Origin of the sequence: Bradyrhizobium sp. TM102 (assembly GCF_009176685.1) — a bacterium.
In the GTDB taxonomy this organism is placed as follows: Bacteria; Pseudomonadota; Alphaproteobacteria; order Rhizobiales; family Xanthobacteraceae; genus Bradyrhizobium; species Bradyrhizobium ottawaense.
This window is the reverse complement of sequence record NZ_AP021855.1, coordinates 1,286,341-1,304,608: the sequence shown is the minus strand read 5'-3', so window position 1 is coordinate 1,304,608 and position 18,268 is coordinate 1,286,341. Positions and strand designations below refer to the sequence as shown.

17 protein-coding genes, 1 tRNA gene and 1 pseudogene are annotated in these 18,268 nt (G+C 65.2%); 7 read left to right on the top strand and 12 right to left on the bottom strand.

The features are described 5' to 3' along the window. Nucleotides 1-10 precede the first annotated feature (10 nt). The 3 genes from GDN70_RS06095 to GDN70_RS06085 all read right to left on the bottom strand — a co-directional run bounded on the left by GDN70_RS06095 (nt 11) and on the right by GDN70_RS06085 (nt 4,120). Nucleotides 11-1,177 carry a glycoside hydrolase family 5 protein gene (locus GDN70_RS06095; RefSeq protein ID WP_152102283.1) on the bottom strand — a complete coding sequence of 389 codons (1,167 nt, stop codon included), beginning with the start codon at nt 1,175-1,177 and terminating at the stop codon, nt 11-13. 2 nt (nt 1,178-1,179) lie between these two features. Then, the gene (locus GDN70_RS06090) at nt 1,180-3,336 is read right to left on the bottom strand and encodes an exopolysaccharide transport family protein (protein ID WP_152102282.1); all 2,157 of its coding nucleotides are present in this window, start codon (nt 3,334-3,336) and stop codon (nt 1,180-1,182) included. A 127-nt stretch (nt 3,337-3,463) separates the two neighbouring features. Next, nucleotides 3,464-4,120 carry a LysR family transcriptional regulator gene (locus tag GDN70_RS06085; protein ID WP_028140814.1) on the bottom strand — a complete coding sequence of 219 codons (657 nt, stop codon included), beginning with the start codon at nt 4,118-4,120 and terminating at the stop codon, nt 3,464-3,466. Nucleotides 4,121-4,321: 201 nt separating this feature from the next. On the opposite strand from GDN70_RS06085, the gene GDN70_RS06080 reads away from it, so the two are divergent. Further along, nucleotides 4,322-5,497 (top strand): MFS transporter, encoded by a 1,176-nt coding sequence (locus GDN70_RS06080; protein ID WP_095425093.1) that lies wholly within the window; start codon nt 4,322-4,324, stop codon nt 5,495-5,497. Here GDN70_RS06080 and GDN70_RS06075 read toward each other — a convergent pair. After that, the gene (locus tag GDN70_RS06075; RefSeq protein WP_038947359.1) at nt 5,490-6,533 is read right to left on the bottom strand and encodes a zinc-binding dehydrogenase; all 1,044 of its coding nucleotides are present in this window, start codon (nt 6,531-6,533) and stop codon (nt 5,490-5,492) included. The genes GDN70_RS06080 and GDN70_RS06075 overlap by 8 nt on opposite strands. A 12-nt stretch (nt 6,534-6,545) precedes the next feature. Continuing rightward, the gene (locus tag GDN70_RS06070; RefSeq protein WP_028140817.1) at nt 6,546-7,211 is read right to left on the bottom strand and encodes a class I SAM-dependent methyltransferase; all 666 of its coding nucleotides are present in this window, start codon (nt 7,209-7,211) and stop codon (nt 6,546-6,548) included. 239 nt (nt 7,212-7,450) lie between these two features. Between GDN70_RS06070 and GDN70_RS06065 the strand changes: the two are divergent. From GDN70_RS06065 to rnk, 3 genes and pseudogenes are all read left to right on the top strand, one after another. Beyond that, nucleotides 7,451-7,778 (top strand): annotated as a pseudogene (locus GDN70_RS06065) (hypothetical protein). A gap of 273 nt (nt 7,779-8,051) precedes the next feature. Next, the gene (locus tag GDN70_RS06060; protein WP_095425077.1) at nt 8,052-8,537 is read left to right on the top strand and encodes a GreA/GreB family elongation factor; all 486 of its coding nucleotides are present in this window, start codon (nt 8,052-8,054) and stop codon (nt 8,535-8,537) included. Between the two features lie 10 nt (nt 8,538-8,547). Further along, nucleotides 8,548-8,961, top strand: a complete 414-nt coding sequence (gene rnk / locus GDN70_RS06055; RefSeq protein WP_049801940.1) for a nucleoside diphosphate kinase regulator — start codon at nt 8,548-8,550, stop codon at nt 8,959-8,961. A 99-nt stretch (nt 8,962-9,060) separates the two neighbouring features. Here the strand turns inward: rnk and GDN70_RS06050 are convergent, their stop codons facing one another. From GDN70_RS06050 to GDN70_RS06040, 3 genes are read right to left on the bottom strand one after another with little or no spacing between them, the layout of a single operon-like run. Further along, entirely contained in the window at nt 9,061-10,095 is a 1,035-nt protein-coding gene (locus GDN70_RS06050; RefSeq protein ID WP_038972267.1) for a tripartite tricarboxylate transporter substrate binding protein, read from the bottom strand. Nucleotides 10,096-10,117: 22 nt separating this feature from the next. Continuing rightward, nucleotides 10,118-12,205 carry an acetate--CoA ligase family protein gene (locus tag GDN70_RS06045; RefSeq protein WP_152102281.1) on the bottom strand — a complete coding sequence of 696 codons (2,088 nt, stop codon included), beginning with the start codon at nt 12,203-12,205 and terminating at the stop codon, nt 10,118-10,120. A 3-nt stretch (nt 12,206-12,208) separates the two neighbouring features. Then, on the bottom strand, nt 12,209-13,000 hold the full coding sequence (locus GDN70_RS06040; RefSeq protein WP_152102280.1) for an enoyl-CoA hydratase/isomerase family protein: 792 nt from the start codon (nt 12,998-13,000) through the stop codon (nt 12,209-12,211). Nucleotides 13,001-13,191: 191 nt separating this feature from the next. Here GDN70_RS06040 and GDN70_RS06035 point away from each other — a divergent pair, with 191 nt between their 5' ends. Continuing rightward, complete coding sequence (locus tag GDN70_RS06035; protein ID WP_038972258.1) at nt 13,192-13,968, top strand: IclR family transcriptional regulator; 777 nt, start codon at nt 13,192-13,194, stop codon at nt 13,966-13,968. 15 nt (nt 13,969-13,983) lie between these two features. Here GDN70_RS06035 and GDN70_RS06030 read toward each other — a convergent pair whose 3' ends face one another. The 4 genes from GDN70_RS06030 to GDN70_RS06015 all read right to left on the bottom strand — a co-directional run bounded on the left by GDN70_RS06030 (nt 13,984) and on the right by GDN70_RS06015 (nt 17,325). Further along, a complete protein-coding gene (locus tag GDN70_RS06030; protein ID WP_152102279.1) occupies nt 13,984-14,886 on the bottom strand; it encodes a hypothetical protein in 903 nt (300 codons plus the stop codon). A gap of 117 nt (nt 14,887-15,003) precedes the next feature. Beyond that, the gene (gene queD / locus GDN70_RS06025; protein ID WP_152102278.1) at nt 15,004-15,360 is read right to left on the bottom strand and encodes a 6-carboxytetrahydropterin synthase QueD; all 357 of its coding nucleotides are present in this window, start codon (nt 15,358-15,360) and stop codon (nt 15,004-15,006) included. Between the two features lie 84 nt (nt 15,361-15,444). Further along, nucleotides 15,445-15,521, bottom strand: a tRNA-Arg gene (locus GDN70_RS06020). Nucleotides 15,522-15,825: 304 nt separating this feature from the next. Then, nucleotides 15,826-17,325 carry a HAMP domain-containing sensor histidine kinase gene (locus tag GDN70_RS06015; RefSeq protein ID WP_038947352.1) on the bottom strand — a complete coding sequence of 500 codons (1,500 nt, stop codon included), beginning with the start codon at nt 17,323-17,325 and terminating at the stop codon, nt 15,826-15,828. A 361-nt stretch (nt 17,326-17,686) separates the two neighbouring features. Between GDN70_RS06015 and rpmH the strand changes: the two genes are divergently transcribed. Next, on the top strand, nt 17,687-17,821 hold the full coding sequence (rpmH, locus tag GDN70_RS06010; RefSeq protein WP_008542748.1) for a 50S ribosomal protein L34: 135 nt from the start codon (nt 17,687-17,689) through the stop codon (nt 17,819-17,821). Nucleotides 17,822-17,849: 28 nt separating this feature from the next. Beyond that, nucleotides 17,850-18,263 (top strand): ribonuclease P protein component, encoded by a 414-nt coding sequence (gene rnpA, locus GDN70_RS06005; protein WP_028140828.1) that lies wholly within the window; start codon nt 17,850-17,852, stop codon nt 18,261-18,263. Nucleotides 18,264-18,268 lie beyond the last annotated feature (5 nt).

The window sequence follows — 18,268 nt, the reverse complement described above, 5'->3', positions numbered from 1 at the left end:
AAAGGATTCCTTAACGATAGCGAACCGGTGCGATGTCAGCGCCGGCCGGGCCGGGGCGCGCGCCGAGCAGCGCCCGCATCACGTCGGGATCGGGCCTGCCGGTGCTGCGATCGACGAGGCCAAAGCCCTGCGCCAGCTCCCAATGCGTCCAGCCCCAGCAATGCTCCCTGGCATAAGCGGTGACGTCCGCCAGCCAGCGCAGCCGGCTTTGTCTCGGCGCGCCGGCTTTCAGCACGCCGAACTCGTTGACGATGATCGGTCGCTTGAATTGCTGCTGCCATGCGAGCGCCGGTGCGAGCCAGCGATCGGCCTGCGGCTTGTCCTTGGCGGCGGCGATTGCGACGTCGAGCATGCCGAGCGCCTGGGTCGCGCCCCTCGCCTGCAGATCCTGGCGCAGCGCCTGCACTTTGGGATCGCCGGCATTGATCGGATAAGGCAGATCGATGATGTCGTGCAGCGGATCCTGCGCATCCCAGTGAGCCTGATGGGTGAACACCATGGGATCATAGAAGTGGATGGCATAGACGATGTCGGGATCCTCCAGCGGACGAAACCGCGGCAGCGAATCCGCACGCTGCCAGTTGACCGGACCGACAATGAGGGTGGTGGCGGGAAGCAATCTGCGGACGAGGCCGGCGAGCGCCTCGACCTGCCTCTGCCATGTGTCGGCGTCGATATCGGGCTCGTTGAGCAGCTCTGCGAAGACGCGGTCGGCCGGATAGGAGCGAATGACCTCTGCAAGTCCGCTCCAGGCGTCCTGCATCTCGCGCAGGGCCGCGTCCGGATCCTGCTTGTGCAGGCGATTGAAACGCTCGCCGGGATGAAGATCGACTGACGTAGCATAGCCGAGTGCGGTGAGCTGCTTCAGCGCCTTGTCGAGCATACGCAGCGTCTCGTCGCGCTCGGCCTTTGCAGCGAAACGAGGCATCACGCGCTCGGCCGGCACCGGCAGCCGGACATGGCTCATGCCCGCCCTTCGCAATTGCTGCAGCAATTCGCGGCTTGGCACCTCACCGTTGATCCAGCCGTCGGCGTTGAAGCCGCGCGACAATGCGGCGAGCCTCGCCGGCGCGACCGTCTGCGGCACGGGCACGCAAGTGTCGGCGAAGGCCGGCGCTCCGAATGAGATCGACAGCAGCATCGCAGCAGTCAGCCAACGACGGCGCGACGCTTTCATCGTCAAACCGCAAGACCCAATGCGCCGCCCTCGGGGTGCGGCGCCGTCGAACCCGCAGGCGCGTGATTGACGACCAGACCGGTCGACACGGCCTCATACCGCAACAGCGCCGCGGTCACCCGGCGCATCGCCGCCGAACCGAGCTCGCCGGCGCGCGCCACGAGGACGATCAGGTCCGCATGCGCCGCCAGCGCGATGGCGTCGGGCTGCAAGGCGAGATTGCCGGCATGGACGATGATCAGATCGAACTCCGAACGAATATCGTCCTCGGGCCTCGCATCTGCCTTTCGGCCGGCACTGAGAAGCTCGTCGATCGACTGAAGTCCCGCCGTGGTCGAGCCGTCGTTCCATTCGGTCACCGGCGGCTGGTGACCTGCGAATTCCGGCTGCAGCCGGATCAATACGCTCATCATGCCGCGGTTCACGGCGGCGCGATTGAGCGAGCGCGCAACGGTGTTGCCGCCAGCACTCTTGCCGACCGACAGCACGAGGGCGACCCTGCAACCGCGCACCGGCACGCGATCGATCCGCTCGAGCAGCGGCCGCAGATAGGCGCCGAGATCGAGCTCGACCGAGGCGGCGATCGGTCTTTGCCAGACGGTGTTGGTCGCAGTCCCGGACGCCAGATCAGGAATGCGGGCCCAGACGGGAAGGCGCGGCATCGCCTCGGGCCGGGGCGCGGCAGCGGCGGAAGGCTGGACTTGAGTTTGGGCTTGCTGCTGGACTTGCGTGTCCTGCGCCCCCGCATGCACGGCGGCCTCGGCAGGCCCAGGCCCGCCGGACATGCTCGTCATCGCCGCTGTGGCGGCGGTCGATGTCAGCAGCGAGCCGATCCCCAGCGCCGCCAGCAGCAAAGCGAGCGGCGGACGGGTCGAGCGCAACGGCGGAATGGCGGGCGAAGCGATCTTGGTCTGGGAGTTTTGCAGCTGACGCTGCTCATTGGTCGTCTTGAACCGCGACAGGAACTGCTCGTAGATGTTCCTGTTGGCATCGGCGTCCCGCTGCAGCTCCTGCAGCTTCACCAGCGCCTGGCCGTCGACCAGCATCTGCGTCTCGACCGCCTTGAGCTGCTTTTCCAGCGCGTTCTGCTGCTCCAGCTGAGCCTCATATTCGGACTTGGCGGTCTCGATGTTCTTTTTCCGCTCGACCTCGATCTGCCGGTTGATATCGGCCAGCTGGCTATAGGAGATCGCAAGGTCGGGATGGCGGTCGCCGTACACCGCCTTCTTCTGCGCGATCTGGTCGTTCAGCGTCGAGCGCTGCGCGCGCAGCATGCTCAGCAGGTCCTGCTTCACGGGACCTTCGACATTGGCCTTGAGATCGCGTTGCACCTGCTCGTAGCGCGCCTTGGCTTCCTCGGTGCGAAGACGGGCGGCGGAGACCTGCTGATTGAGATCGGTCACCCGCAATTGCTGCGTGGTTGAATCCTTGCCGGCATTGAGGATCTTGTGCTCGAGCCTGAAGGCGGCGACGGCGTCTTCCGATGCGCGCAGCCGCTCGTTCAGCGTCTTCAGCCGGTCCTTGAGCCAATCGGCCGCCTCGTCCGTGGCCTCGGTGCGGACGCGGCCCTGACTGGCAACGAACGCCGCGGCGATGGCGTTGGCGTAGTAGGCGGCCCGCTCGGGGCGGTTCGAGGTGAAGGAAATGGCAATGACGTAAGTGAGCCCGCGCCGCGTGATCTCGAGGCGGTTACGGAATTTCTCGAGCAGGCGCGTCATGTCGGTATGACCGCCCGCGATGTCATCGTCATCGGCGATCTTGAGCTGCTCGATCAGGGGGCGGAGAAAGCCGTCCGATTTGGCGATCTCGATCTGGCTCTGAAGCGCCGCGGCGTCCTGGCCGATGCCCGGCAGCACCTCCTGATCCGAGGTCACGCGCAGCTCCCGGGGATCGAGCACGACCAGGGCGGTCGCGGCGTACCGGACCGGCAGAATCATCAGAACGACGACGCCGAGGGCGAACAGCGCCATCGCCAGCGTCAGAATGCGCCGGCCGTTCTCGCGCAGGAAAGACAGCACACCGGTGACGGTCAGCGATCCCTTGATCAGCGCCGGCGCGGCGCCGTCAGGTTTCATCCGCGCAGCCCGCGGCGCTTCCCACGAAGCCGCAGGCTCCGTCGGGGCGATGCTTCGCGGAGTTGCGCGGCTACCGAACGCCATGGGCTCGACTCGAAATCAACTGACAGTCACAGTTCAGAGGCTTTCGACACCGTAAATATCCATGGTTAACCGGCGGTTACGGCCGGCGCGCGAAGCCGTCATGGCAAATGCCTGCGAACCGGCCCGTTCAGGCGGAAAAGAACGGCTTGGATGGTCTGCGTGCCGGGCCTGCCGCACTGGCAGCCAGCGGCGCCCTCGGCGCGGCCGGCCGCGCGCGCTCGACATCGCCAAGCAGGCAGGACCGCAAGGTTTCGATCTCCGGACAATCGGCAGTGCCAAGCGGCCCGATCAGGAAGCCGCTCTGCAGGGGCTCGCACCTGTAGCCGGGACAGCGCTGCACCCTGTCCGCAATCACGACGTCGACCTTGCCTTCGAGCAGCTCGTGCAGCCCCGCCGGCTGGCTGATGCGAATGGCGAGCTGGGGCTCGGCCCGGCGGAACTGCGCCAGGCGCGCCCGCAACGCATCGATCGCAAAACTGGCGTGGAGGCCGATATGCAGCAGGCTTGTGACGCCCTCGGGCTTGAGCTCGGCGGTGGCCTCGGCAAGACAGCGAAACGCCTCCCGGACCCGCGCCAGATAGGTTTCGCCGGCAGCGGTCAGAATGATCTGCCGTGTCCGTCGCTCGAACAGCTGCACCCCCAGCCGCTCCTCCAAGAGGCGGACTTGCTGGCTGACGGCACCGGCCGTGACGTGCAGCTCGTGAGCGGCCTGCTTGAAGCTGAGATGGCGGGCGGCGGCCTCGAAGGCGCGCAGGGCATTGAGTGGCGGCAGCAGATACGTCATGGCCGGCTCCGGGCGATGCGGGAAGCCGGCAGGATGCATGAGTTTCGCTCGCTCGACAAAAGAGAAATCCTGCTTTGTCGCCGCTGACGGCGAGCGATACCCCAGGGCCGATCCTAGCCCAGCCCGAGGAAACCTGTCGCAGTGCCACCCGAAACGCCGTCGATCGAAAACTTCTATTCCTGGATTCGCCTCACCGTCTCCATGGCACTCACCACCCTCGGCTGCGTCGGCATGTGGTCGCTGGTCGTGGCATTGCCGGCGGTGCAGGCCGATTTCAACGCGCCCCGCGCCGAGGCAACGCTGCCCTACACGCTCGCCATCATCGGCTTCATGATCGGCGGCATCGTCATCGGCCGCCTGACAGATCGCTTCGGCATCCTGCCGCCGCTGGCCGGGGGCACGGTCCTGATGAGTCTCGGCTACGTCCTCACCGCCTTCGCGCCAAGCCTGTTCGTGTTCGCGCTGATCTCAGGTCTCACGATCGGCCTCGGCGGCGCGGCCAGCTTCGCGCCTTTGGTCGCCGACGTCTCGCTGTGGTTCGACAAGCACCGCGGCCTTGCCATTTCCCTGGCGATGGCCGGCAGCTCTCTGGCCGGCGTGGTCTGGCCACCGATCGTCCAGCACGCCATCGCCGCGTATGGCTGGCGGCAGACCCATATCGGCATCGGCCTGTTCTGCCTGGCGACCATGCTGCCGCTGTCACTGGTTTTGCTGCGGCGACCCGTCGTCCGCATGGCCGCACGCGAAGCGGCGGGCAGCGGCAGCACGATGCAGACCATCGGCCTGCCCCCTTCCGTCACCCAGGGCCTGCTGGCGTTAGCCGGCATCTGCTGCTGCGTCGCCATGGCGATGCCGCAGGTCCATCTGGTCGCCTATTGCGGCGACCTCGGCTACGGCTCTGCGCGCGGCGCCGAAATGCTGGCGGTCATGCTCGGCTTCAGCGTGGCGAGCCGCTTTGTTTTCGGCTGGCTGTTGAACCGCATCGGCGGCCTGCCGACCTTGCTGCTGGGCTCGGCGATGCAGGCCATGGCACTCGCGCTCTATCTGCCGTTCAACGGGCTGGTCTCACTCTACGTCGTATCCGCCATTTTCGGCCTGGCGCAGGGCGGCATCGTGCCGAGCTATGCGGTGATCGTCCGCGAGCTGTTCCCGGCGCGGGAAGCCGGCTTCCGCGTCAGCCTCGCCATCTCGGTCACGCTCGCCGGCATGGCGCTGGGGGCCTGGATGGCCGGGGCGACCTACGACTGGACCGGCTCCTACGCTTCGGCGCTGGTCAATGGCATCGCCTGGAACATCGTGAACATGGCGATCGCAGCCTGGCTGCTGCAGCGCCAGCGTCGGCATGTTGTCGGCGTCGTCGCCGCCGCGCTCAGCTGATGTTCAGCAGGATCCGCCCCGATGTGCCGCTGCGCATCAAATCCAGCGCGTCGTTGACGTCGTCGAGCGCGAACTCGTGGGTCACGATCCCGCGGTAGCTCACCTTGCCGGCGTCGCTCAGGCGAACGAGACGCGGGATGTCGCGCGCGGGCTGGCACTGCCCGCCTTCCGAGCCCTTCAGCACCTTCTCGAAATGTAACGGCAGCGTGTAGATCTCGGCCTTCTCGCGGGGAACGCCGACCAGGATACAACGGCCTTTCTTGGCCGTGATCTCGTAGGCGAGCTCGATCAGATTCTTGACGCCCGTCGTCTCTACCACCTTGTCGGGCCCGTCCGAACCGGTGATGGCGCGAACCGCGGCAGCGACATCCTTGACCGCTTCGGAGTTGATGGTGTGGGTGGCGCCGAAATCCTTCGCCATCGCCAGCTTGTTGTCGAGGCGGTCGATCGCAATGACCGGATAGGCGCCGACCATCGCGGCGAATTGCACGATGTTCAACCCGACGCCGCCGACGCCGAACACGACGACGGCTTCGCCGATGGCGATCTGCGCGTCGTTGTTGACGACGCCGAGTGCGGTCGTCACCGCGCAGCCGAGCAGCGGCGCGCTGGTGCGGTCGATCGAGGCGGGAACGGGCGTGACACGGTTCTCCGAGACCACGGCATATTCATTGAAGGTGGTGACCCAGCCCGCATTGAGGCGCTTGCCGCGCCAGGAATAGGCCGGCGTATTGGACTGGATGCCCTTGCCGGGCCGCCAATGCATGACGACGGTGTCGCCCTGCTTGCAGGAGACCACGCCGGGTCCGGTTTCGACGATCGTGGCGAGCGCTTCGTGTCCCAAAAGATGCGGCAGGAACTTGTCGACGCCTTTGACGGCGTCGATCTCGTTGATCTGCGCGCCGCAGATGCTCGACGTGTGCACGTGCGCGAGCACCTGGCCGTGTTCGAGCCTGTCGGGCAAGGTGAACTCGTCGACGATCAGCGGCTTGCCGGATTCGACGAGAATGGCCGCCTTGGCAGTCTTGATGTCCATGAGAGCGCCCGATCACTCGAAATAGATGAATTCGTAATCGCCGGTGTAACCGAGCTTGCCGTAGAGCCAGATCCATTCCGACGTATGCAGGATCGACTCCGCCGTCAGCGCCCAGCATTCGAGGTTGTGCAATTCGGCGACGTTCCGGTAGCCCTCGACCATGACGTATTTGTTCTTGCCGACCCGCTCGACCTCCTTGAGCGCCGCTTCGAGCTCGTACAGCCGAAGATTGTGCAGGGTGCCAAGCGAGATGACGAGATCGAAACTGTCGTCGCCATAGGGGTAGATGTCCTGGGCGCGATAGTTGAAGAGGTAGGGCTTCACCTGCTCGTGTGCATTTTCGAGGCCGTGCTTGGAGATATCGAAGCCGACGACCTTCAAACCCGGCAGGATCTTCTGCATCTCGTACAGCAGAAAGCCCTTGCCGCAGCCGACGTCGAGCACGCTGGAGCCGTTCTTCAGGCCATAGGTCTCGATCAGCGCCTTGGCGACCGGCGCCCAGCGCCCCTCGATGAAGCGGTAGCCGCCATAGCCGAAGCGGCGGTCGCCGTCCCAATAGTCGGCCTCGTATTCCCGCGCTTTCAGCGAGCAGCCGATCTTGTCGTCGTTCATGCGGCCCATGTAGTCGCGCTTCGTCGCCGTATGCAGCGGCGTCACGATATTCAGTAGTCGTCCCATTGAGCCCTCAGATTCCAACACGCGCTGCGATTGCCGCGACTGGCTGGGGAGCCCTGAGTCGCGACTTGCGAGTCGTTCTAGCATTGGTGGTCGAGATCATCATTGCTTCAGATCAATGATAGGGAATTCCTGCAGGGGCGGCCGCCGGCAGCTGACATCAGGTTCTGTCGCCGGCAGCGACAGGAAGACGCATGGAACGAGACTGCGAAGCACGGCGTTCGCCTGAAAGGGAGTCCGCCATGCCGACCAGGCCGACCATCGCTCGCATCTGGCGCGGTCGCACCCGCCGCGACGTCGCTGATGCCTACCAGGCTTATCTGCAAAGCCGAGGGCATTCCGCCGCTGCTAGGAACCGCGCTCGGTGTGCAGCAATTGCGCGAGGACCGCGACGAGGAGACGTGGTTCACGACCATCTCCTATTGGACGGACATCGCGGCCATGACGGCCTTCACCAAGGGCGAGCCGACGAAGGTCCATCATCTCGCGCGCGACGCGGAATTCCTGATCGAGCTGCCGGAGCGCATCGAGATCCACCGCATCCTGATCGACGAACAAGGGCTACGGTGAAAGCCGGGGCTGTCAAAACTGAAGGTCACATCACCGTCGAATTATGGCCGTTGCAAAGATACGATCGCTCGCGACTGTGCGGTTTCGCCGCAATGGTCGCCGTGAAATGAATCACTATAGTCAGGATGTCATGGCATATGTCGTCGACATAGATGCGCGCACCGCGCGCTTTGGTCTTCACGCCGGCCGCCTCCAAGCAGGCGGTTAGCCGGACGGTGCTTGCGCCGTCCGGGCTCTTTTCCAGCTTTCGTGACCTCGCCCTGAGAGGTCGTCTTGAAGCAGAAGGAGTGTGCCGTGCTGCCTCTTCCAAAAATCGCGCTCACCGCATCGGACTATCCGCGACTCGAACGGCTTGCCCGCCTTGCCGCCCAAAAAGGCGACCTGGACGGGATATTCCTCATAAGTGAGATCAACCGCGCCGACATTGTGCCGAACGATTGGGACGATCTCCGTTCGCGCGTGACCGTGGGATCATGGGTCACCTGTTGCACGAACTGGGGCGTTCCGCGTCGCATCGTGCAATTGGCCTGGCCCGAGGAGTGTTGGTCGGATCCCGCCCGCATTTCGGTCCTGACACCATTGGGGGCAGCCTTGATCGGCCTGCAGGTCGGCGACCAAATGCCATACATCCTCGCCGGCTGCCTGAACGTCGTCAGGGTTCAGAACGTCACCCAATCAAGCCCCAACGTCGTCCCGCTCTTCCGGGCTCATCGGCGCAGCAAGCCGCGCGATGACGATCCCGGACCAACTGCAGCATAGGAGATTTCAAATGCACAACTTCGAAGCCGAGATTTGGCGCGACCAGCCGGCGTTGCCACCGATCAAGATCACGGAAGACGAATCGCGACGTCTGAGCTCGCTGGCGAATTCGACCATGGATCTGTTTCCCCGTGTCGCGCAGTTTCTGGCGCGCGAACTGGAGCGCGCGTCGGTCGCCGCAGAGAACGATTTGCGCGGCGTGGTCAGGATGGGCTCCAAAGTAACCTATCGCGATGACGAGAAAGGTGCCAGCCGGGAGATCGTGCTGGTCTATCCGCACGAGGCGAACATCGAACTCAACCGGGTCTCGATCCTGACGCCTGTTGGCGCGGCCCTGATCGGCCTCTCGGTGGGGCAGCGGATCGAGTTCGAGACGCCGGACAAGCGCACCAGGGGGCTGACCGTTCTGGCCGTCTCCGAATGAGGGCTGTCATCCGACCGAGCAGAACACTCTAGCGAGGCCAGATAGAAGCGGAGCGTGCTTGCGCAATGTTTCGCGATGCGCAGGCACCCTCCTGCTGTCCTATTGCACCTCGATGTTGGCGTCCTTGACCAGCTTGCGCCAGCGCTCTTCCTCCTGCCCGACATAGCGATCGAGCTGTTCCGGAGCGCCGCCGACCATGATGAGGCCTTCGTTGGCCTCCAGCTTCTTGAAAGCACCGGACTGAACCGCCTTTGCGATCGTCTGATTGAGACGCGCAATCACCGGAGCGGGCGTCTTGGCCGGAGCGTACAGTCCGTACCAGGATTCGGCGGCGTAGCCGGGAACCCCGGCCTCGGCGACTGCAGGCAATTGCGGAAATGCCGCCGAACGTTCGGCGGACGTGACAGCCAGCGCCCGGAGCTGACCTGCAGCCACCAGCGAGGCCGCGCTGGCCACCGTGGTGAACATCACGTCGATCTGTCCCCCTAGGAGATCGCTGATCGCAGGCGCCGCGCCCTTGTAGGGCACAGCGGTCATCTTGACCTTCGCCATCGCATTGAACAGTTCGCCCGCGAGATGAGCCGAGGTGCCGGTGCCGAACGTTCCGAAATTGAGCTTGCCGGGATTGGCCTTGGCTTCAGCGATCAAATCCGAGATCGAGTTGATCTTGGAGGCCGGATTGACCACGACGATATTGAAAGACCGCGCGATGAGCGAGACCGCCGCGAAATCCGTGTGCGGATCGAACGGCAGCTTCTTGTACAGGCTCGGGTTGACCGCGTGCGCGAAGGTCGCCATCAGCAGCGAATAGCCGTCGGGCTCGCTGGTGGCCACCGTCTGGGTCCCGATGATGGTCCCGGCGCCCGGCTTGTTCTCGATGATGACGGACTTGCCGAGGTCCGTCTGGATTTCCTGCGCCGTCGTTCGCGCGATGATGTCGGTCCCGCCGCCGGCTGCGAAGGGCACCACGATCTTGATGATCTTGTCGGGATATTCCGCGCGCGCCGGCGAGGCGCCCAGCCCGGCGACCGCCAGCACGACGGCACAAGCGAGGATGGCGAGGTTCAGCCAGCGCCGCACGGCGAAGCCGTTCCCGCGCGCGCCGTCGTGATTGATGATTCCGCCACTGGCCATCTGGAGCTCCATCCGATTTTGTTCAGGCATCGAGAACAACCAATCCGTCTGCCGCCTTCACGCCCCGGCCCGCCGGCAGCACGAAGACCGGATTGATTTCGGCCTCGACGAGGTGATCGCCCAGTTGCGCAACCAGGCGCGAGAAAGCGACGATCGCTTCCGCGAGCGCTTCGACATCGCATTTCGGCCGGCCCCGAAAACCGTCCAGCAACGGCCATGTGACGAGATCGCGTGCCATCGCGAGGGCCTCGGCATGGCTGAGGCCGCCATCCGGTGGCAGCAGGCGCATCGTCGTGTCCTTGAACAGTTCGGCGGTGACGCCGCCCATTCCGAGAAGGATCGCCGTTCCCAGGGGATCGCGATGCATTCCGAGAATGATCTCGACGCCACCCGAAACCATCTCCTGCACCAGGAACCGGTTCGGTCGCGTCCCAACCTTGGCCTCGACCTCGTCCGTCATTGCCGTCAGGCGGCCGCCGATCGTCTCGGCGGTCAGGTTGACTGCGACGCCGCCGACATCGCTCTTGTGCGCGATCTCGCGGGAGAGAATCTTGAGCACGACCCGGCCGCCGAGGTCGCGCGCCGCCTGTTCGGCTTCGCGCGGCGTTGCGACCACTTTCTCTGCCACGACCGGAACACCAAAGCGGGCGAACAGCGCCTTGGCCTGTGCTTCGTCGAGCGATCCCGCCGGGAAGTCGCTGACATCGGCCGCCGTCAGGGGCGAGGTGGGTGTCTGGACCTGCTCCGGCGCTCCGGCCCGCAAGAGCCCGTCGAGCGCAGCCGTGCAGCTCTCGGCGGAGGTGTAGGCCGGGACGCCTCGGCGGGTGAGGACGGAAACCACCTTGGGCGCGTAGGGGCTCACATAGGCAATGACGGGCTTGTCGCTGAGCGGCAGGCAGTCGTGGATGGCGTCGGCCATCAGGCCCGGCGATCCCACGGCTGACGAGCCGGCAATGACGACCAGCGCATCGTAAGAGGGACTTGCGAGCAGGATGCGGATGGCGGCGCGCAGCAGATCGGGCTGCAGACCGGCCAGGGTCACATCGATCGGATTGCGATCGAGATTGGCTTGCGGACCCGACTGCAGGGCGCGCAATTGCGCGGCAGTCTCAGGGTCGGGGGCGGGCGTTGCAAAGCCGGCGACGCCGAGACTGTCTGATACGATCGTGCCGGCGCCGCCGGTCGAGGTGAGGATCGCAACACGCCGGCCGGACAGCTTCCATCCCGCGCCAAGGGCTGCGGGAATATCGAGCAGGTCTTCGAACGTCCTGGCGCGGATCACGCCGAGTTGCCTGAACATGGCGTCATACATGCGGTCCGAGCCGGCAAGCGCGCCGGTGTGCGAGACGGCCGCTTGTGCGCCTGCCTCCGATCGACCGATCTTGAAAGCGACGATTGGCTTACCGGCGCGTCGCGCTTTCAGAACCGACTCGCGAAAGCGAGATGGATTGCGGATCGCCTCGACATAAAGCGCAATGACGCTGGTTGCGCTGTCGCCGGCAAGAAAGTCGATGAAATCAGCGAGTTCGAGATCGGCTTCGTTGCTGGTCGACACCAGCTTCGACAGCCCGACACCGCGCGCCGCAGCGCGCGACAGCAAGGCTCCGAGAATGCCCCCGCTCTGCGAGATCAACCCGATGGATCCCGCCGGGAAGTCATCCATCGCCAGCGCGCCCGACGCCGACAGCACGATATTGTCGGTGAGGTTGACGAGGCCGATCGTGTTCGGCCCGAGGATCCGCATGGAGCCGGCGGCTTGCATGAGCTGTTGCTGGCGCGCGGCGCCTTCCGCCCCGGCTTCGGTGAAACCGCTGGCGAGAACGATCGCGGCGGCAGCCCCCCGCTCGGACAATTCGCGCACCGCGATGTGCGCGCGCTCGGCGCCGAGCAAGACAAGACCGACATCAGGCACATCGGGCAGAGAGGCGACGTCGGGGTAGCAGGTCAGACCGCCGATGTCCGCGACCTTCGGATTGACGGGATAGATCGCACCCGCAAAGCCATGCTTCCGGAGATAGGACACCGGGCGCCCCGACGTCTTGCTCGGGTCCGCCGATGCACCGATGACAGCGACGCTACGCGGCCGGATCAGGCGTTCGATCGCATCCATGGCTCAATCCTTCGACGTGGATTGCGCAAGGAACGCTGTCACCGCGTCGCGATGCTCCGCGCTGGTGTAGCAGATGGCCTGCGCCTGGCTGCCGAGACTGAAAATGTCGTGCGCAGAATGCTCGAACGTCTCGTTCAGGATCTTCTTGCCCAACGCCAACGCGGTGGGAGAGCCCTGAGCCAGTTCGACCGCCCAGGCCTGCGCGGCCGACAGGAGCTCGCTCGAGGTCACCTTGCGATCGACGATGCCGAGCGCGAGCGCTTCGTCGGCCTCGACGACGCGTCCGGTGAAGATCAGCTCCTTCGCCTTGGGAAGCCCGACCCGGCGCGGCAGGAAATACAGGCCGCCGCCGTCGGGGATCAAACCGCGCTTGATGTAGGACCAGGTGAACTTCGATCGCTCCGTGCCCATGACGAAGTCGCAGGCCAGCGCGGTGTCCGCACCGAGGCCCGCCGCATCGCCGTTGACGGCGGCGATCGTCGGCTTCGGCAGCCCGAGCAGGAACGATTGCACGTGATGCACGCCCTGCTGACGGCTCCATCCGTTGAATGCAACTTCGCCCTGCGGCGCCGCGAGCCGGCGCTTCATTCCGCTGATATCGCCGCCGGCGCAGAACGCACTGCCGCGCCCCGTCAGCACCAGAGCCTTGATGGCCCTCTCGCGAGCCACGGTTTCGAGCGCAGCGACGAACTCGGCGCGCATGTCGTCGCTCATGGCGTTGCGCCGGTCCGGCCGGTTGAATGCAATCGTCGCGACACCGGCCTCGACGGAAAATTCGATGAGCTGATAGGACATGGCGAGCTCCCTGGTTGGAGTCGGATCGATCGCCGCGACGCATTGCGGATGTCGAGCCGATTTCGGCCGTGCCGTTTCCTCGTTGAGCCCCAGCGCGGCCGGGCATTCTTCTTCGCCGTGTTGATAGCGGCTTGCGCACCCCTAAACATCCCCTTAATTCCACTAAGTGGAAATCGCGGCGGAGGCTGGATGTGGCGCAGGCGCGCAGATATGCGGGCGGGGTTGACGGCAACCGCTCGCTCGAACGGGGCATCGAGATCCTCCGGTCGTTCCGGCCCGGCGTCGACACGCTTGGCAACGGCGAGATTTCGGAGCGAACAGGATTGCCGCGATCGACGGTCAGCCGGCTGACGCGAACGCTGGTCAATTCCGGGATGCTCGACGAGGTCCGTAACCAGCGGACCTACCGGCTTGCCGCATCCGTCATCAGCATCGGTCACGCGATGCGGACGGGATCACCGGTGCTCAACGCGATCGGACCGATGATGCGGGCCGAATCGGCCAAGCGCCGGCTCAACGTGGGGCTCGCGACCGCGGATCGCACCATGATGGTTTATCTGGAGTCGATCCGCTACAGCCCGCGCGCGGCACTGCGGAACGTGGTCGCCGGCCAGCAGGTCCCGATGGAGTTGACGTCGCTCGGTCGCGCTTATCTGGCCGGCATTGCCGAGGCCGAGCGCGAGCGATTGCTGAAACTGTTCAAGCGGCGCAGCACTGCGGCCGCCAAGGCGCTGCTTGCGGACGTCAGGACATCGATTCGCTCGGTCGAACGCAACGGCTATTGCGCGGTGTCGTGGCAACCCGGCGTTCTCGCCGTTGCCACGCCCATCGTGCTGGCCGGGCTTCCGGTCTACGCGCTCAACATGAGCCTGCAGAATGTCGATCGGTCCGAGGCGCTGGCCAGCGAGATCGGCGCCTACCTCAACGCCTTCGCGGCCAAGTGCAAGGAGGCGCTGGCGGGCGGTTGAAGCAGGCCGGCGCCGTTACAATTTCCCATAGACCCGCCCGGCGACCGCCTTCAGGCGCTCGACCGAGCCAGACTCCGGATGCGGCTTGACCGGCGCGAACAGGATCGAAGCCTGCCTGCCGTTCTTCCAGACATAGATGGTGACGGCGTTGCCGTTGCCCTTGGTGCAGGAATACTCGCCGAACGCTTCACTGCCGAGCTCTTGTATCGCCGTGTGCTTGCAGGGGCCTGCGCGTTTCATCATGCCGATGGCGGTGTCGCGCGAGGTCGCGATCACCGCGACGGTCATGGTGTTGGCCTCGCGATCGAACATCATGCAGCTGCCCGCGCCGGTCCGCTGCACCGTCAGCGTGCCCGTGTCGAGAAAGCCGTCGGCATCCGCGGCCGTGAGCCACTCGCAATTGCCGAACCGTTCGCTGCTCTTGTTCACGCTGCCTATGGCCACGCGCGCGGCTTCGGTGACCGGCCCGAGCAGCGCTTCATCAGCGCGCCGGCCGATCGGATAGACGGTGATCTGCAGAATGTAATCGCCTGACAAGGCGACGACCGAGGCTTCCTGGCGCTCGGCGCCGGCCGCGCTCGTTCCGCCCTGGCCTTCGTCGCCGATCCCCGCGACTGCGTTGAGCGGCATGCGCTCGCCAAGCGTCTTGACGAAGGTCGCGTACAATTCCCTGGCGCGGTCCTTGTCGGGATTGCGGAACACGGAGAGCATCATCGTGTCGCCGCGCCCGGCCTGGTAGATGCAGCCGCGGCCGTCCTGATTTGAAATCAGTGACCATTTGAGCGCCGGCATCGCACGGGCGAGATCCTGGGCGCTGATGAACGGGCAGGTTTCGGCCGCGCGCGCGGGAAGCACCGGGACGGCTGCGATTGCAAGGAACAGAACGAGGCAGGAGAACAGACGATCGATGGTACGCATGGGACGTACTTACTACCGAAACGGCGCGCCCGGAACAATTCGAACGTCCGCCCCTCAGATCCGTCGCCTGATGCTCTATCGAGCGGATGGCCCGGCCAAGTCAGCGCAGGGCCGTCGTCACTGCCCGTTATATTCGGCCCAGCAATCCGCCGTTTCATAGACCCGGACCGCCGACAGCTGTCGAAGGCTCGGCTTCAACCGGTCCCAGGTCCAGATCGCAATATTCTCGGCGGTGGGGTTCTCGAGGCCTTTGACCTCGTTCAGGCAGTGGTGATCCAGCGCGCCCAGGATGTCGGCGAAGCATTTTTCGATGTCGAAGAAATCCGCGACGAAGCCGGTGTGCGGATCGACCGGCCCGTCCAGCTGGACCTCGACCCGGTAGGAATGACCATGCAGCCGGCGGCATCGATGGGTCTCGGGCACGTTCGGCAGCCGATGCGCCGCCTCGAACTTGAACGCCTGCGATATCTTCATTCCGCTCCTCACACGGCGTCGCCATCCGGTCTCGGGCCCGTCTGGCGACCAGATGCTGCTAGGTCCTGACCTTTCGGCGAAGAATGGCGCGCCCGGAACGATTCGAACGTCCGACCCTCAGATTCGTAGTCTGATGCTCTATCCAGCTGAGCTACGGGCGCGTTTTTCGCGAACAGTGCGGACCTAAGCCCGCAGGCAGCCTCCGGACAGCGCCGGAGGGGTGCGAAAGAGCGCTCTGACTAACCGCTCTTGCCGCGGTTGGCAAGGTCCGGGATGGGGAGATTTTGCAAGGAAATGACGGGGGTCGGTGTCATTCCGGGATGGCCCCATGGGCCAGGCCCGGAATCCATAACCCCGGCTGGTGGCTATGGATTTCCGGGCTCGCGACTTCGTCGCGCCCCAGAATGACGGATAGATGAGTGCTCCAGACCCTGCAATGACGGAAGAACTCGGCCTTTGGCCGACTTACGCCCTCTGCCGCTCGTTGCGGATGGAGAGGAGCTCGACGGGGCGGTCGGGGATGACGATACGGAAAGTGGCGCCGATGGTGCCTTCGACCAGGTGGATGTCGCCGCCATGGGCGCGGACCAGCTCGGCGGCGATGGCGAGGCCAAGGCCGCTGCCGCCGGGGCGGCCGGACGTCTGGAACGCCTCGAACAGGTGCTCCCGGGTCTTCTGGGGGACACCGGGGCCGGTGTCGGAAACCTCGAGAATTGCGACAGCGCCCTCGCGTTTTCCCGTGATCCGGATCTGCTGCACCCCGCCCTCGCCGGAGGCGTGACTTTCCAGCGCCTGGGCGGCGTTGCGGACGAGGTTGAGCAGCACCCGGAACAGCTGATCGGGATCGGCATCGACCGCAAGCCCGCGATCGATCGCGGCGACCCAGGCGATCGAGGCGTCTGAGGCGAGGCCCGCGGTCTCGCGCACCTCCAGCACGACAGGTTCGATCAGGATCATGCGGCGGTCCGGTGCGGCCTCCTGGGCGCGGCCGTAGGACAGCGTCGACTGGCAGAAGGCGATGGCGCGCTCGAGCGAGCGCACCAGCTTTGGGGCAAAGCGCTGCACCCGCGGATCCGGCACGCTGGCGAGCTGGTCCGACAGCAGCTGGGCCGAGGCCAGCAGATTGCGCAGATCGTGGTTGATCTTGGACACGGCCAGGCCAAGGGCGGCGAGCCGGCTCTTCTGATGCAGCATCGACATCAGGTCGCGCTGCATGTCCGACAATTCGCGCTCGGCGACCCCGATCTCGTCGCTGCGCTGGCTCGGCACGATGATCCCCGCCGAGCTTTCGGGGTTCTCGTGGAAGCCGACCAGGCTCGCGGTCAGCCGCCGCATCGGGCGGACGAAGAGATAATGAAGCGCCAGATAGACGAGGCCCGCGGTCAGCGCGGCGATGATCAGGGCGACCACCACGACGTTGCGGGAGAACCGGTACATCTGCTGCCGCAGCGGCAATTCGTCGGTCACGATCTCGATGAACTGGGCCGTGCCGACGCCGGGGCCGACGATGCGGATGGCCTGATTGCCGGTCTCCAGCATCATCCGGAACGAGCCGGTGATCGCGTCCCAGGCCGTCATGTCGCGCAGGTCGATGTCATGCTCGATGGCGGCCGGAATGTTGTCGCTGGCGAGCAATCGGCGCTGCTGGCCCATCTTGATGGCGACGGCGCGGGCATTGATGCTTTTCAGGATCTGGCGCGACAGCGAATCGGGAACCATGCCGAGCGGCGCCGCATCCAGCACCAGCGCCGCCGTGTTGGCGGCGGCGACGCGGTCGTTCAGCCGGTTGACCCAGAAGTTGGCAATGGCGGGCACATAGAGCAGCACGGCCGCGATCATCACCAGGGGGACGGTGAGCAGCAACAGCTTGCCTGACAGCCCGAGCCCGCGCGTCCCACGGGGGCGCATCGCCGGCGGGTCCGGCTGATCCTGATCCTGGACCGGCTGGAGGTCTGTCGTTGCCACGAAAGTCGCCCTCGCCTTTGGCGGATGAAGGATTGGCAGTATGAAGATGCGGCCCGACCTCGGTCCGGTCAAATTACGGATCGCTAATCTGCCGAGGTGGGATGTAAGCGCTGATATCGCGAGTCGCCACCTCAAGGGTTAAAAACCCCGCACAAACAGCGATATTCACCGGAATCGTGCGCTTGTGCGGCGTTGACGAAAACAAGGCGCTCGCTTATAAGCCGGCCAAATTGTCCGCGATGACCCGGTGCGACACCGGGAGCGGCTCTCTTGGGGCCGGAAACGGCCCGTTTTGGGCCGCATCTTCGGGACTTTACCATCAATTCTACAGGCAAATTGCCCGGTCAGCGGAGAAAAACCCGTGAAGCGGACTTATCAACCCAGCAAACTGGTGCGCAAGCGCCGTCACGGCTTCCGTGCCCGTCTCGCCACTGCCGGCGGCCGCAAGGTTCTCGCCGCCCGCCGCGCTCGCGGCCGCAAGCGTCTGAGCGCCTGAGCCGGACCCCCTTTTCCGGGATTTCATCATGGATCGGCTGAGGCAGCGGGCGGATTTCCTCGCCGTTGCCAATGGCGCGCGGGTGAACAGTCCCGCGTTCGTCCTGCAAAGCCGCCCCCGCGATGACGGCGGCCCGATCCGGATCGGCTTCACCGTTACCAAAAAGAACGGCAACGCCCCCGCGCGCAATCGTATCCGGCGCCGGCTTCGCGAACTGGTGAAGCGGCTCGATCCGGTGTCGATGCAGCCCCATCATGATTATGTCCTGGTCGGACGAAGCGGCGCGCTCTCGCGCGACTTCGCCACCATGCTCGACGATCTGCGCATGGCGTTCACGAAGCCGGCGCGGCATACGGCCAAGGGACCTGCGAATGGACGCAGCCCGAGGACTGACCGTACCGGGCCCCGCCCCGCTCCTGCTGCCAGCCGCAAACCGGAATGATGACG